Here is a 14,408-nt window from a genome sequence, read left to right as displayed (position 1 = left end):
AGTGGAAGGGCTTGGCGAGGTAGTCGTCCGTGCCCAGGGTGAGGCCGCTGACCCGGTTACCGGGCGAACCCGCTGCGGTCAGAGGACCATAGTGTGGTCATCGTGCGGTGATCATCTGGCAAAGGGTGTCGCCGTGGATTCCTGGCAGGTCGCGGTCGAGGACGACCACGTCGTACGCAGTGGCGTCGAGCTTGGTGGCGGCGCTGAGACCGTCGTGGGCGATGTCGACGGCCATGCCCGCTCTCGAAACCCATCCACCAGGTCGTCGGCCAGGGGCTGCACTGTGACTGTCCCAGGAGTACTCTCGATACTGGTGACTGGTGCGCACTGTGAGGAACGCTGCTTCACACGGCGACAGGTGGAGCAAAACTGGAGCACGGGCGCGCGTTGAACCGCACCGAACTGCGCTGACCTGTAGTGATCGACACCGGTTCTGCCTGCGGTGTAAGGGTTTTCGCTGACGAGTGTCCTTTGTGGACTGGCAGTGTGGGGGTCAGGGGTTCGAATCCCCTCAGCTCCACTTTGGAGAACGAAACCCGGTGACCAGCATTCTTGCTGGTCACCGGGTTTCTTGTGTTGCAGGTAGATCTCTTGGCGATTGGGCCTCCTCGTGTGGTTCTACGAAAGTGGAGGAAAGCTGGAGGACCTCCTCCAGCGGCGGAGTGGTTGGCCGAGAGCTGACGTGCGACGGCCGCGGCTGACCCTCGTGCGGGCTGTGTGGGGGTCAGGCGGCGTGTAGGTGGGTCGTCGGGTGTGTATTCCGCCAACGGCGTTCTAGGGCGCGGAGGAGTCGTTGTTCGACTTCGGGGGCGACGTGGCTGTAGGTCTCGATGATGCGGTTGTCGAGATGGTGGCCGAGGCGTCGGGCTTGGGCGATTTCGGGGATGTTGTCGGCGATGAGCCAGGTCTTGTGGCTGTGGCGTAGTCCGTGGAATGTCAGTCCAGGTTGGATCGGGCGTGTCTGAACGGCGGCATTGTGTTTGGTCAGGTTTCCGTCAACGGCGGGGCGCAAGATTCGCCGGTCGAAGTTGCTGCGGTGGATCCAGTGGCCGTTCGGCGTGGTGAAGACGAAGTCGTTGATGGTGCTGCAGAGGTGTTCGCGCAGCAGGGTGGCGAGGAACGGTGGCAGGCTGATGGTCCTGACGGAGGCGGGGGTCTTGGGTGGCCCGAGCCAGAGGGTGTTGTTGCCTTCGTGCAGGGAGCCGGTGTCGGGGTCGATGGTGATCGAGCCGCCGCGGTTGGTGAGGCGAACGTTGCTGCGGTGGAGCCCGGTGAGCTCGCCCCACCGCGCTCCCGTCCAGCCGGCGGTGATGATGAGGAGTCGAGCGTTCGGGCCGCCGAGGAGAGCTGCTTGGTTAGCGATCCGTAGAACTTGGCTCGGTGTGCCCCAGATGCGTTCTCGCGGCATGGCGTGTTTCGGGCAGCGGCGTCCGCGTCGGCGCTTGTGCTGGACGGGGCTGCTGTCGATGAGGCGTTCGTCGACGGCGTCGTCGAGCAGCATGGAGAACACGGATCGGATCGTCCCAACGGTTGGGTAAGCGTATCCGTTGTCGCGTAAGCCTTTGAGCCACTTGTTGGTATCGGATGCTAGGATGTCGCCGAGTGATTCGGTGCCCCACCGGGGCAGGATGTGGTTGCGCAGGATGCTGCGGTAGTTCGTTTCCGTGCGGATGTCGACGTCGATCGTGTCGATCCAGACCGCGGCCCACTTAGTGACGGTGGTCTTGGCGTCGTCGGGGTCGTACCGCCGGCCTCGGCGCTTGTCTGCCTCGAGATCATCGGCGTAGTTGCGGGCTTCCCTCGCGCCCCGGAACCCTGCAACTGAGCCGATCCGGCCGTCCTTCTTCATGTAGCGGACCCGCCAGGAGTTCTTTCCGATCTTCTCTGTCCAGGCCATGGTGTCCTCCAGGATCAGGAGTGGTGTCTGGTGGGGGCAGACCTGTTATGCGCCCCCTCGGCGACAACCGCAATTCGATGTTTCTTGCTCGGAGCGGGTGATATCTGACGGGCGCGACTATGTAGAAGTTGTTGGTCTTACTTGATTTAAATGCTGAGATGTCGGCTTTCGCTTATTGTGGTGGGCGGCTACTTGTCGGACTTCGCTTGCTCGAAGTCAGTTCTAAGATTGCTGGTACCTTGACTTGGGTCTGAAGGTGATAACAATTCCAATTATTTCTATTCGAAGGAGCGCTGTTATTCACTGGGGCAGCGTCGGCTTCAGGGGTTGGTCAGGCTTGAGGCCGGCACTGCATGCCACGGCCTCCGTGGCAGTACTGGCGCTTGGGCTGGCGAGGATTACGGCAGCGAACTCGTTGATGTCCTACGTGAGGGGCGGCAGTCCTGGGTTGTGTGGACTGGTGGGAGCGCAACAATGCTCCGAATGTGGTTGCACAGCATGACGAGACTGGCGGGGCCGTCCCCTTGTGTTGGTGTGGATCGTGGCTTCCTTGCAACCGTCGGTGCTGCTCCGAGGATCGGCGCCGCTTCCTTGGTTGGCTTCTCGTAAAATTTGTTGCTTTCGCCGCCCAGGGGGCGATCTTAGATTTGCCTAGGCAGCAAAGATGGCCCCCAGGTCATTTCGAATGAACTGTTGAACATTTTGTCGCCCAATCGGGCAATGAAGGGCTGCTCCATTCAGGTGAGATTGGGTAGTTCCTGTGATTGGTGCTCGATTGACCTTCTTTTTGTTGGTCTTGCATAGTAAGACCTGGCGCATGGCGTTGGGCGAAAGTGCTTCTGGGTGTCTGTGGGCGCATAGCGGAAACAAGGCTGGGCATTGGCACGGCCTGGTGGACCATTTGCTCGGCGTAGCTCGGCAGGCTCAGAAGTTTGGTGAAGCGTTCGGTGCTGGCGCGTTGGCCTGGTGGCTGGGTTTGCTGCATGACCTCGGAAAGGCCTCCGAGGTGTGGCAGCTGGCGCTTCGTGCTGTGGCGGGCACGGGCAGTCCTGTGGGGGTGGACCACAAGGCTGCGGGTGCCCGGTTGGCTGTTCAGCTCGGGTTGTGGCGGTTGGCGATGGCGGTTCATGGCCATCACGGCGGCTTGACCAGTCCGGCGGACTTTCACCAGTTTCTGACCAGCTCAGAGCGGGATCGCGCAGTGGAGGCGGAGGCTGTTCAGCGGTTGGCGTCGTTGGTGCCGCAGTTGCGCCAACCGCAAGCTCCGGAGCTGCCGTCGTGGGTGCATGTGGATTCGTTGGCGGGGGAGATGCTGCTGCGGATGGTGTTCTCGGCGTTGGTAGATGCCGACTACCTGGACACTGCAGAGCACTTCGGCCGCTGTGATTCAGCGTGGCTGAGGGAATCGCTGGGGATGGCGGTGTTGCTTGACCGGTTTGAGGCTGGGCGAGGTGAGAACCTGGCGAATCGCCCCCCTTCGCCGCGTATCGATGGTGTGCGGCAACAGGTCTACGAAGCAGCGGTAGAGGCCGCACGTCGCGACCAGGGGTTCTTTCGCTTGGATGCGCCGACCGGGACGGGCAAGACATACGCGATGGCAGGGTTCGCGCTGCACCACGCCAAAGCGCATGCGCTGCGCCGGGTGATCGTGGCAGTTCCCTACCTGTCGGTGACCGATCAGAACGCCAAGGTGTACCGGGATCTTCTGGATCCAGACCGGACTGGTCAGGTGGTGTTGGAGCACCACAGCGCGATCGACGTGGAGGCGGTGCGACGCCGCACAGTGCGGGGCGAGCGCGGCCGGTCGGTGCGGTGGCAGCGATTCGCGGCCGAGAACTGGGACGCCGAGTTCATCGTGACGACCACCGTGCAGCTGTTCGAATCGCTGCACGCTCGGCAGCCGAGCAGGATGCGCAAGCTGCACCGACTAGCGAACTCGGTGATCGTCCTGGACGAAGTGCAGGCGATCCCGGTGCATGTGCTGGAGCCGGTGCTGTTGGTGCTGCGGCAGTTGGTCAAGCGTTTCGGTGTGACCGTGCTGCTCGCTTCGGCCACCCAGCCGGAGTTCTGGGAGCTGCCGGTGCTGAAGGGCGTCCGGCCGGTGAAGGTGGTGGAGGACGTCGAGGAGTTGCACTCGGCGTTGCGTCGGGTGCGTTACCGGTGGTGGATTCAGCCGCGGCCGTCGCTGGCGGAGGTGGCACGGGAATCAGCTACGCATCAGCAAGCGCTGGTGGTGGTCAACACGACCGATCACGCGCGTCAGGTGTATCGGCAGTGGACGGCCATGCAGGAGTCCGGCGTCATTGGGTCCACAGTGGAGCTCCGGCATCTGTCGACGCGCATGTGCTCGCGGCATCGCTTGGACACCATCGAATGGATCCGCCAGTTGCAGTCCCGCAAGGCAGCCAGCGACGAAGTGAATCTGCTGGTGGTGTCCACGCAGCTCATCGAAGCTGGCGTCGACGTGGACTTTCCCGTGCTGTATCGGGCAATGGCGCCGGCGGAGGCACTACTGCAGGCAGCCGGACGCTGCAACCGCGAGGGGCTCCTTGGCATCGAGGGCGGCCTGGTGGTGGTCTTCGAGCCGCACGAGCAGGGGCGGCCACCCAGTTATGAGGTGCCGTTGCATGAAACGCGCCGTCGGTTCGGGCCTCGGCGAGCAGCGCCAGACGAGCTGACGGCGTTGGCGGCCTACTACCCGGCCCTGTATGCCACGCTCGGCCCGGAAGCTCTCGGCTCTGCTGTAGTGCAAGCACGCCGAGAGTGGGACTTCATACGCACGGCCGAACTCTTCCGGATGATCCCCGAGAACAGCGTGCCGGTGCTGGTCGATTACATCCCTGTCGGTGAGCCCGCCCTGCGCGCCACAGCCGATCGCGTTGTAGATGAACTCCGCCGCGGCAACCCATTGGGGCCCAACGGTCTGCGCCACCTGCAGCCCTTCCTAGCGACTCTGCCCCGCGCAACGGCAGCACGTATGCCTAAGCAATTGCTATCACCACTGATCGGTGACCTGCATGTGTGGAGCGGCCCCTACGACTTGCACTGCGGCATCGACCTAACGTTGGAGGACAAGTGAATCGCCCCCTCAAACCAGCGACCACGGATATGCCAGTCGTCCTGGACGTCTACGGCGACTATGCGTGCTTCACCCGACCGGAGTCGAAAGCCGAGCGGATCAGCTACCCGGTCATGACGCCAAGTGCTGCGGTCGGGGTGCTGGAGTCGGTGTTCTGGAAGCCAGAGTTCGACTACCTGGTCCGTCGCATTGAGGTGTTGTGTCCGATCAGCTGGTTTCGCATCCGCCGGAACGAGACCTCCACGCCCCCCACCTTGTCCACCATTCTCAAGCAGGGCAACACGTTTCACTACGACACCGCCGAGGATCGAGATCAGCGGTTCACGCTGGGCCTGCGAGATGTCGGCTACCGGATTCGGGCCGACATGCAGCTCCGTCCACATGCGACAGCGAGCCTGGGTAAGTACCTGGCGCAGTTCCAGAAGCGTATCGACCGCGGCGCCTGCTTCAGCCATCCCTATCTGGGGTGCCGGGAATTCTCCGCACGCGACTTCGGGCCACCAGATCTCACTCAGCCTTCGGTCCATGGGGACGAAGAACTGGAAGAGCTGGGCGTGATGTTCCTGCGCATGGACCGCAGCACAGGCGCTCCTCGCTCGCTGTGGTTCACCGCGCAGCTGCACAGCGGTGTGCTGCACGTGCCGACCCAGGGGATCCACGACCCGGCACGTGACGCCCTCACTAACCGTGTCGGCAACGAGTCTGTCGCCGACGCTGTATTGCGGGATTGAGCGGTGTACCTCAAGCGTCTTCGAGATTTCGCGGAGAGCAGCGGCGAGATGCCGCCACCCTTTCACACGTGGTCCCCGGTGCGATGGCTGCTCGATCTCGACCCTCAGGGCAACCCGATCGGAGAGCTCGTCGACCTGGCAGTGCCCGATGAACCGTCCCGCCGCAATGGCAAACGGGAGCTCGTACCCAAGCTGCAGCGCTCCGGTACCGCGCCGCAACCTCTCCTTGCCTGTGACAATCTGCAGAACGCCCTCGGTTGGACCGACTCGTCACCGCGTACGCAGGCCGATGCGGACAAACAGGCGGCACGAGCCGAGCGGTGTTATCAGGCATTCACTGCCCTTGTCGCTGCTTGGATCGAGCAACACTCACATGACCACGCGGCCCAGGCATTGCACGCTTTCCTCGGCAACGGAGGGCCGCAGCGCTTGCCGCGCCCGGAGAAGTACCGGGCGAGCGACCTGGTGATGTTCCGTGTCAACGAAACCTTTGTACACCTGTCGCCTACGGCCCGCGACTTCTGGACGAACGTGGCGAGGGAACGCAAGAGCAGCAGCGGCAGGTGCGGGGTCTGCCTGGTTTGCGGACAGCGCGGCGACTTGGTCGACACCTTCCCGCGGCAAGTAACTGCTGGCCTGATTCCCGCACTCGGATACGACCCCGACAGCCGCTCTAAGAACCGCCCGCAGCCGTCGGCAGTCACATTGGCGAGCATGAACAAGCCCGCGCTGGGCTACGAACTCACCACTCAACTCGAACACGCACCCATCTGCGGCACGTGTGCCGAGTGGACAGTGGCAGCACTGGACCACCTACTTCGCAGTCGTGACCACCGACGGACCATCGGCGACACCGCTGTGACCTGGTGGCTGTTGGGAACACCAGAAGGAACTGTCGCGCCGATTCAACTTGTATTCGATCCCGACGAAGCCGCCATCGACGAGCTGCTGGCCGAACTCCCCCGTGACACCGGCCAACAGGTGGCACCGGACCCACAGCAACTGGTCAAGACCGTCGGCTCCATGCTCGACAGCCCCAAACAAGGCCGCGAGTCCGGTGAGATCGACACCGGCACCTTCTGCGCTGCCGCCGTCACGTCCAACAAGACCCGCCTGATCCTGCGCGACTGGATCGACGTGTCCCTGCCCGCCGCCAAGCAAGCCGTCACGTGCTGGTTCAGCGACCACGCAGTACTCGACCCCTGGACCGGGCGAATCCAACGCTTCTCCCTGTATCGACTCCTACTAGCCCTCGGCCGTTGGGACCGTCGAACCAATACCTACTTGCCCTTGGGAGATCCCCGCGCGCACCGGCCGATCTCCGCCCAACGAGACCTGTTCACCGCGGCGCTGCGCACGACACCGCTGCCACCCAGCATCGCTTTTCACTTAGTGCAGCGGCTGCGCGCCGACCGACATCTCGACGGCCCGCGTCTGGCGCTACTGCGTCTGCTGACCACACGAACCTTCAACACCACAGGAAGGACCACCCCATTGGCCCTCGACGACTCCGACGATGACCTCGGCTACCTGTCAGGCCGCCTGTTCGCAGTACTGGAGTCCCTGCAGTACGCCGCGACCAAGGTCGACAACAAGAAACTCAACACCACCCTCACCGACCGCTACCTCCCGGCCGCCTCCACAAGCCCTGCACGCGTGATGCCCGACCTGCTGCGTGGATCCCAGGCCCACCTGAAGAAACTGGCCAACCGCAAACGCGACAGCACTGCCACTGCGTACGCCAAGCTGCGTGACGAGCTGTGCGGGCGCCTCAAACCCTTTCCGCTCACTCTTGACCTGGCGCAGCAGTGCTCCTGGTTCAACGGCTATGCCGACCAGCGCAACCACCATTTCGCCAAGATCGCGGCCCATAAGAAGTCCGCTGAGCCCGGACTCGGCGCCCCTGAAGCAGACCCGATCCCAACTGACATCAGCTGATAAGCAAGGAGAAGCCGTGACCGACGCGCACCTCGACCCCAACCGACGCCACGACGCCGTCCTGCTCTTCGACGTCCTCGACGGCAACCCCAATGGCGACCCAGACGCAGGCAACCAGCCCCGCGTCGATGTCGAAACCGGCCAAGGCTTGGTCACGGACGTCAGCCTGAAGCGCAAGGTCCGTGACCAGATCCCCCTGATCCGTCCCGACGAGCCCCGCTACAAGATCTTCGTCGAAGCCGACACCGCCCTCAACACCAACATCATCCGAGCTTTCACCGCCACCGGTACACCGGTCAGCAAGAAGACCACGCCCGACCAGCGCCGCATCGTCCAAGAATGGCTATGCAACGAGTTCTTCGACGTACGGATGTTCGGTGGCGTCGTCGGCACCGGCGACGGCAACGCCGGACGCATCCGCGGCCCCCTCCAGATCACCTTCGCCCGCAGCATCGATCGTGTCCTCGTCCAAGGCCACGGCATCACCCGCATCACACAAACCACCGAAAAGGACATCTCCGAAGGCGGCGAGTCCACCGAGATGGGCAGCAAATGGACCGTCCACTATGGACTTTACCGGGCTCATATCCACTACAGCGCATCTCGAGGAATCCAGACCGGCGTCACATCAGAAGACCTTGCCATTTTCTGGCAAACCTTGACCAACCTCTTCGAACACAACCGCGCCAGTGGCCGTGGCGAAATGGACACCAAAGGTCTCTACGCCTTCACGCACGACGACGTCTACGGTCGTGCCCGCGCAAGCCAACTGTTCAATCGCATCACCATCAAGCCGCTCACCACCACGCCACGTACCATTAACGACTACAAGATCGATGTAGTGGAAGCCGAGTACTCTGGAGTCACCCTTACGACTCTCGTTGGATAGCGACATAACGCGCGCCTCGCCAAGCCTATCCATGGTCGGCCTTCAGCACCGCTGAGGATCGCAAGTTGATGAGGACGAGTTCGGTGCCGTTGGAGCTGTGCAGCACTGGCTCCCCGGGGACTGGTGAGGATCGCAACGGAGACGGTGTGCTGCGCACCGCCAATGTGATGGCAGCGCCGGCGGTGAGGATCGCAACCACCTCGCCTACCTCGCGGAGGAGTTGCCGCGTGTCGCGCAGCACCGGCCCTCGCGAACCGGTGAGGATCACAACCTGAACTACCGCATCGACGGGGCTGTAGCGGTCGCCCAGCACCATGGGCCTACCTGGAGCGGTGAGGATCGCAACAACGGCTCGGCGCCCTTCACCTCGCCGCCCGCCCTGGCATCACCAGGCCCTTTGTGACGGATGAGGATCGCAACATGGACAACTCGACCGTGGCGGCTGCCTGCCGCCTCAGGCAGCCCCGGCCCTCCCCGGGCCAAGGGGATCGTAACTCCGGAACCTATAGCTCATCGAAGACAGAGCTCAGGTAGGGCCTGAGGATCGCAAAAGCGTCGCGAAGACCGTCAGGATCGTCAAAACCCAGGCAGCACAGGCTCATCGGGACCGGTGAGGATCACAACGCCGTCACCTCCGGTACGGTGCACCCGCCGCAGCAGCAGGTGAGAATCGCAACGCGTGGCTGGATACCGCAGGGCTCGTCGCCTGGTCGCAGCTGCACCTGTCCTCCAGGGCCGGTGAGGATTGCAACTCGGCGAGGTACGCGGCAAACGCGGCCTGGATCTGGCAGCACCAGATCTTCAGGAGTGGTGAGGGTCGCAACAGTCAGAACGGAAGCTCGCGCTGGTCCGGCGGCAAGCAGCACTGGTCTTCCGGGACCGGCGAGGATCGCAACTACGCGGATGCAGCGCACTGGCAGGACTACGTGGACGCAGCACCGGCCTTCTGGGACCGGTGAGGATCGCAACACCATCCCAGCCAACAAGGTCCACCCGATCCTGCTGGTGGCACCGGCCGTCCGGGACCGGTGAGGATCGCAACGAGATCGACCCGGAGGAAGAGCAGCGGGCCGTCGGCAGCGTCGGCCCTCTGGGATCGGTGAGGATTGCAACTTGTGGCGCAACCGGTACAGCGGCCCCAACATCAGAAGTAGCACCGGTCCACCTGACCGGTGAGAATCGCAACACCGCCTGGGCAGGCGCCACCGGCGTACTGCTCGCCCAGCAGCACTGGCCTTCTGGGGCCGGTGAGGATCGCAACCTGCTCGGCGAGCGAAGCCACAGTCGTCATGTCCGCGCAGCACCGGCCCTCCGGGAACCCGGTGCGGATCGCAACGCCTGGATCTACAGTCTCGGCGGCACCCACGACCAGCAGCACCGGCTCTTCGGGGCCGGTGAGGATCGCAACGTCAAGGCGGTGCTGGATGCGTCGAAGGCAGCGGGAGGCGCCGGCCTTCCGCTGCCGGCAGGGATCGCAACATGCGCCACATGCGAGGCAGCAGCTTCGGCGACGGCTGCACTGGTCTTATGAGACCGGTGAGAGGCACAACAACCAGCTGCTCGGGCAAGCGATCTGAGCGCAAAAGGTCCGTGAGGCAACACCGGCCCTTCCGGATCGGCGAGAATCACAACGACGGCATCCGACACGCTGCGCTGGTGAACTACAGCACCAAGTAGCACCGACCCTTCGGGGCCGGTGAGGATCGGAACCACGACGCCGAAGACGACGCACACAAAGACGCCTGCGGCAGCACCGATCCTTTGAGGCCGGTGAGGATCGCAACCTGGTGGTCGCCGACCTCATCGCCTTCGCCCTCGACAGGCAGCACTGGCCCTTCAGGACCGGCGAGGATCGCAACGCCTTCACGCTGCCTGGCATGATCACCGTCGGCAACTGCACCGGCCCTCGGGGTCGGGGGAGGAACGCAACACCCCCATAGTCCATGACCAACCCGGGAAGAGGTGGGCAGCACCGGACCCGGGGCTGGCGAGGATTGCAACGATTGGCAGGAAGCCCGGACGGCTTGGACTACAAGGCAGCGCTGGCCCTCCGAGACCGGTAAGGATCGCAACATCGCGTTCTATGTCGGCCACATAGGGGGCGACCACTGGCAGCACCGGCCCTCTGAGACCGGTGAGGATCGCAACGGGGACCTCAAGCCGAGCACGTGTTCTGGCCCTAGCAGCACCGGTCCTCCAGAATCGGTGAGGATCGCAATATCAAGGGTGTGTGGGACGGCATCAAGAAGATCGCCGCAGCACCGACCCTCTGGGACCAGTGAGGATCGCAAAGGCTATGGGATTCGCCGGTCGGCGGGTGACGATGGGCAGCACCGGCCCTCCAGGGACCGGTGTGGATCGCAGCCGGAAGTTCGTCGGCGGTCCCGACTTCACCGCCGCGGCAGCACCGGTCCTCGGGACCGGTGAGGATCGCAACATCCAAGGCGAGTGGTGCCTCGCCGAAGGCGCCGTCTGCAGCACCGGCCCTCTGGAACCGGTGAGGATTCGTAACAACGGCTCGGCGCCCTTCACCTCGCCACCTGCACTGGAAGCACCGGTCCTCCGGGTGTCGACAAGGATCACAACGGCGGGACAGCGGCGCGGTCCTGCAACACGCGTACGGGCAGCACTGGCCCCTCTGGGACCGGTGAGCATCGTAACGAGGCGGGGATCGATGGCCAGAACCGGCTGAACCGCAGCACCGGCTCTCCGGGGCCGGTGAGAATCGCAATGGTCTGCGCGAAGCCGCGCACCGCAGCGCCATGTTTGCAGCGCCGGCCCTTCAGGTCCGGTGAGGATCGCAACCGGGCACACCACCGCGACGGGATGCCCTACCCGAGCAGTACCGGTCCTTGGGACCGGTGAGGATCGCAACGCCCAGTCGAAAGGGATCAGCTCGAGGATGCTTGGCAGCACCGGCCTTCGCGGGCTGGTGAGGATCGCAATCTGCGCCTGGGAATTGACCCAGACGTGAAGGTCGTGGAGCACCGCCAGCCCCTGGGCCGGTAAGGATCGCAACGTCAAGCTGTCCGGCCCGGCCCTGGGCGTGTGGGCGGCAGCACTGGCCCTCCGGGGCCAGTGAGGATTGCAATTCGATCCCGGCGAGCCCACCGGACCAGGTCGATACGCAGCACCGGCCCTGTGGGCCGGGGAGGGTCGCAACAGGATCAGCAGCTCCAGCTGCGTCGGCGTTAGTCACAGCTCCGACTATCCATCCGGGACTGGTGAGAATCGCAATGGAGAGCACCTGGAGGCCTAGAGCAAGCAACAAGAGAGCAGCACCGGCCCTCTGGGGACCGGTGAGGATCGCAACTTCCCGATCTTCCCGCTCACGCTGTCCAGTTCCGAGGGCAGCGCCGGCCTTCCGGGACCGGTGAGGATCGCAACGACTGCTCCAGCCTCGTGCGCTACGCCTACCACCAAGCAGCACCGGCCCTCTGGGACCGGTGAGGATCGCAACCGCGAGCAGCACGAGGGCGCCGCCAACGCCTATAAGCAGCACCGGCCCTCCGGGACCGGTGAGGATCGCAACAACTTCGCCCACGGCGGCATGATCGGCGCCACCAAGCGACACCGGCCCTCCGGGACTGGTGAGGATCGCAACCTCATCGACTGCTGGGAAAAGCCAGCAGGGCCGCGTGCAGCACCGGCCCCAGGGGACCGGTGAGGATCGCAACATGGCTCAACAGTGGGCAAAGGCCGCCCCGGTCGCGGAGTAGCACTGGCCCTCCAGGGGTCGGTGAGGATCGCACTTGATGACGAACATCGGTCGTTAAGCCCCCATCGCGCCAGCACCGGGACCGGTGAGGATCGCAACGAGCAGGACCAGCTGGCGGACTGGATGGACACGGCGGCAGCAACGACTTTCTGGGGCCGGTGAGGATCGCAACCCGCTGCTTGAGTCCTTCGAAATGACGGACACGAGCAGCACCGACCTTCGGGGACCGGTGAGGATCGCAACTGGAGGAACCGGCCGGACTCGAACGGGCCGATGAGGCAGCACCGGCCCTGCGGGACCGGTGAGGATCGAAACGACCTGATGCGTGAGGTCCTGTCCGCACTCGGCATCGGCTGTGGCAGCCGCGTTTGTTCGATGCGCCTGCGGGCTGTGCAAGGATCTTCGCTAGCCGCCCAGCAAGACATGTCTTCAGGGGTACGCGTAAGGGATGCCTTGTTCGCAGGGGCTGCATCGCGACTGTCTCAGGAGTACTCTCGAGACTGGTGACTGCCGCGCACTGCGCGGAGCGCTGTTTCACGCGGCAACAGGTGGAGCGAAACCGGAGCACGGGGACGCGTTGAACCGCATTGGACTGCGGTGAACGGTAGTCTTTGGAACCGGTTCCGCCTGCAGCGCAAGGGTTTCCGCTGGTGAGTGTCCTGTGTGGACTGTCCTGGCAGTGTGGGGGTCAGGGGTTCGAATCCCCTCAGCTCCACTTTGGAGAATGAGACCGGGTGATCTGCTCAGGCAGGTCACCCGGTTTCTTTTTGTCCATTGTGGACGATTCACTGTGGACTTCCCGTGTTGGCGGTGGGCGGCTAACTGGAGCAGATCGCCGAAATCGGCGAAATGGGGTCAGACTCTCTGCTCCGACCCATGTGAGGATGCCCAGATGTCAGCTCGTGCGCGTGTCGTGGATTCTGGTCGCCTTGCCCGGTGGTGCGTGGAGCATCTGGGCAGCCCGCCAGCGGAGGAGCTGTTCAGCTCCGGGCATCTGTCTGCCGTGATCGGGCTTCGGCTGGCGGACGGCCGTGAGGTCGTGGTCAAGGTTCGCCCGGACTCGCCGCGGATGGCGGCATGTGTGGACGTCCAGCGCCGCATGTTCGAGGCGGGTTATCCGTGTCCACGGCCGCTCACCGGCGCAGTTGCATTCGGCGGCGACGTCGCGACGGCGGAGGAATACGTTCCCGGCGGCGCGGTGCTCCCGAGCGCGGACCGCGCGGCTACGGCCTTCGCGGAGGCGTTCGCGCAGCTGATCCGACTGGCCCCCTCGCCGGACGAGGTGTCCACGCTCGACCCGGCACCGTCGTGGGCGGCCTGGAACCAGGGCGAGGACGGACTATGGCCGTGTCCGGAGGAGCGTGATGTCGACCTCAACGAGGTGCCCGGCGCGGAGTGGATCGACGAGGCCGGGCGCCGTGCCCGTGACCGGCTGCGAGGCAGCGGGTCGGACGCCGTGATCGGCCACTGCGACTGGCTTGCCGGCAACCTGCGCTGGAGCGGAGACGAGCTGCTGGTGGTGCACGACTGGGACAGCGTGATCGCCGAGAGCGAAGCCGTCCTGGTCGGCTTCGCTGCCGCGCTGTATTCGACCGTCAGTGCGGATGAGCTGGCCACCGTCGAGGACACGGAGCGGTTCCTCGTTGCGTATTGCCGTGCGCGTGGCCGGGAGTTCAGCGCGGACGAACTCCAACGGTCGTGGGCGGCTGGCGTCTGGACCAGGGCCTACGACGCCAAGTATCAGCACGCGGTCGGGCAGCCCATTACTTCACTGTCGGAGGATGAGGCCCGAGAGCGTCTCCGTCGTACTGGCACCGGCTCGCGGAGGCCATGACTTACAGCCACCTGCACTGGGGGGTGACATTGGTGTCGACGTACTCGGACCAGCGGATATTGATCGCGGCTCCGAGCCAGGTGTTGCTGAACGCTTTCACGCATCCGTAATCGTGGCCGCCGCTCGTGTAGTAGACGCGAATTCTGATCGAAGTGGGGCCGCAATGTCCGTAATAGGCGGAACCGTTTTCCTGGTGGTGTCCGCAGGAGGAAGCTGTGGCCGCGGACTGCGGATGCGGTGCGGCGTTCGCTGTCGTGGACGGAATTGTTCCCGCTGCGACGGCGGTCACGATCGTCAGGGCGGCCCGCAGGTTTCTGTTCAT

General features: G+C 64.2%; 10 protein-coding genes. 5 read left to right on the top strand and 5 right to left on the bottom strand.

Annotation, left to right across the window (positions count from 1 at the left end):
• Positions 1–97 precede the first annotated feature (97 nt).
• Together NLX83_RS04190 and NLX83_RS04185 are read right to left on the bottom strand one after the other, a co-directional pair.
• On the bottom strand, positions 98–235 hold the full coding sequence (locus tag NLX83_RS04190; protein ID WP_254233545.1) for a hypothetical protein: 138 nt from the start codon (positions 233–235) through the stop codon (positions 98–100).
• 489 nt (positions 236–724) lie between these two features.
• A complete protein-coding gene (locus NLX83_RS04185; protein ID WP_254233544.1) occupies positions 725–1,897 on the bottom strand; it encodes a tyrosine-type recombinase/integrase in 1,173 nt (390 codons plus the stop codon).
• 817 nt (positions 1,898–2,714) lie between these two features.
• Between NLX83_RS04185 and cas3 the strand changes: the two genes are divergently transcribed.
• The 4 genes from cas3 to cas7c are packed head-to-tail and all read left to right on the top strand — an operon-like array spanning position 2,715 to position 8,534.
• A complete protein-coding gene (gene cas3, locus NLX83_RS04180) occupies positions 2,715–4,976 on the top strand; it encodes a CRISPR-associated helicase Cas3' (protein WP_256562972.1) in 2,262 nt (753 codons plus the stop codon).
• 29 nt (positions 4,977–5,005) lie between these two features.
• On the top strand, positions 5,006–5,707 hold the full coding sequence (gene cas5c, locus NLX83_RS04175) for a type I-C CRISPR-associated protein Cas5c (RefSeq protein ID WP_254233542.1): 702 nt from the start codon (positions 5,006–5,008) through the stop codon (positions 5,705–5,707).
• 3 nt (positions 5,708–5,710) lie between these two features.
• Positions 5,711–7,645: a type I-C CRISPR-associated protein Cas8c/Csd1 gene (cas8c, locus tag NLX83_RS04170; protein ID WP_254233541.1), complete on the top strand. Its 1,935-nt coding sequence runs from the start codon at positions 5,711–5,713 to the stop codon at positions 7,643–7,645.
• 16 nt (positions 7,646–7,661) lie between these two features.
• Entirely contained in the window at positions 7,662–8,534 is an 873-nt protein-coding gene (gene cas7c / locus NLX83_RS04165; RefSeq protein WP_254233540.1) for a type I-C CRISPR-associated protein Cas7/Csd2, read from the top strand.
• A 25-nt stretch (positions 8,535–8,559) separates the two neighbouring features.
• Here the strand turns inward: cas7c and NLX83_RS04160 are convergent, their stop codons facing one another.
• Both NLX83_RS04160 and NLX83_RS04155 read right to left on the bottom strand, forming a co-directional pair.
• The gene (locus NLX83_RS04160) at positions 8,560–8,850 is read right to left on the bottom strand and encodes a hypothetical protein (RefSeq protein ID WP_254233539.1); all 291 of its coding nucleotides are present in this window, start codon (positions 8,848–8,850) and stop codon (positions 8,560–8,562) included.
• An 828-nt stretch (positions 8,851–9,678) separates the two neighbouring features.
• Positions 9,679–9,825 (bottom strand): hypothetical protein, encoded by a 147-nt coding sequence (locus NLX83_RS04155; protein ID WP_254233538.1) that lies wholly within the window; start codon positions 9,823–9,825, stop codon positions 9,679–9,681.
• Between the two features lie 3,319 nt (positions 9,826–13,144).
• Here NLX83_RS04155 and NLX83_RS04150 point away from each other — a divergent pair.
• A complete protein-coding gene (locus NLX83_RS04150) occupies positions 13,145–14,086 on the top strand; it encodes a phosphotransferase (RefSeq protein ID WP_254233537.1) in 942 nt (313 codons plus the stop codon).
• Between the two features lies 1 nt (position 14,087).
• Here the strand turns inward: NLX83_RS04150 and NLX83_RS04145 are convergent, their stop codons facing one another.
• A complete protein-coding gene (locus NLX83_RS04145) occupies positions 14,088–14,408 on the bottom strand; it encodes a DUF6355 family natural product biosynthesis protein (RefSeq protein ID WP_254233536.1) in 321 nt (106 codons plus the stop codon).

Origin of the sequence: Allokutzneria sp. A3M-2-11 16, from assembly GCF_024213555.1 — a bacterium.
Taxonomy (GTDB): Bacteria; Actinomycetota; Actinomycetes; order Mycobacteriales; family Pseudonocardiaceae; genus Allokutzneria.
The sequence above is the reverse complement of the archived record's forward strand: the minus strand, read 5'-3'. Positions and strand labels throughout refer to the sequence as shown.

Excerpts from the sequence above, each read along its gene's own strand:
- NLX83_RS04155 (WP_254233538.1), bottom strand. The coding sequence starts at position 9,825 with ATGACGACTGTGGCTTCGCTCGCCGAGCAGGTTGCGATCCTCACCGGC.
- cas3 (WP_256562972.1), top strand. The coding sequence starts at position 2,715 with ATGGCGTTGGGCGAAAGTGCTTCTGGGTGTCTGTGGGCGCATAGCGGA.
- NLX83_RS04145 (WP_254233536.1), bottom strand. The coding sequence starts at position 14,408 with ATGAACAGAAACCTGCGGGCCGCCCTGACGATCGTGACCGCCGTCGCA.
- NLX83_RS04190 (WP_254233545.1), bottom strand. The coding sequence starts at position 235 with ATGGCCGTCGACATCGCCCACGACGGTCTCAGCGCCGCCACCAAGCTC.
- cas5c (WP_254233542.1), top strand. The coding sequence starts at position 5,006 with ATGCCAGTCGTCCTGGACGTCTACGGCGACTATGCGTGCTTCACCCGA.
- NLX83_RS04185 (WP_254233544.1), bottom strand. The coding sequence starts at position 1,897 with ATGGCCTGGACAGAGAAGATCGGAAAGAACTCCTGGCGGGTCCGCTAC.
- NLX83_RS04150 (WP_254233537.1), top strand. The coding sequence starts at position 13,145 with ATGTCAGCTCGTGCGCGTGTCGTGGATTCTGGTCGCCTTGCCCGGTGG.
- NLX83_RS04160 (WP_254233539.1), bottom strand. The coding sequence starts at position 8,850 with ATGGTGCTGGGCGACCGCTACAGCCCCGTCGATGCGGTAGTTCAGGTT.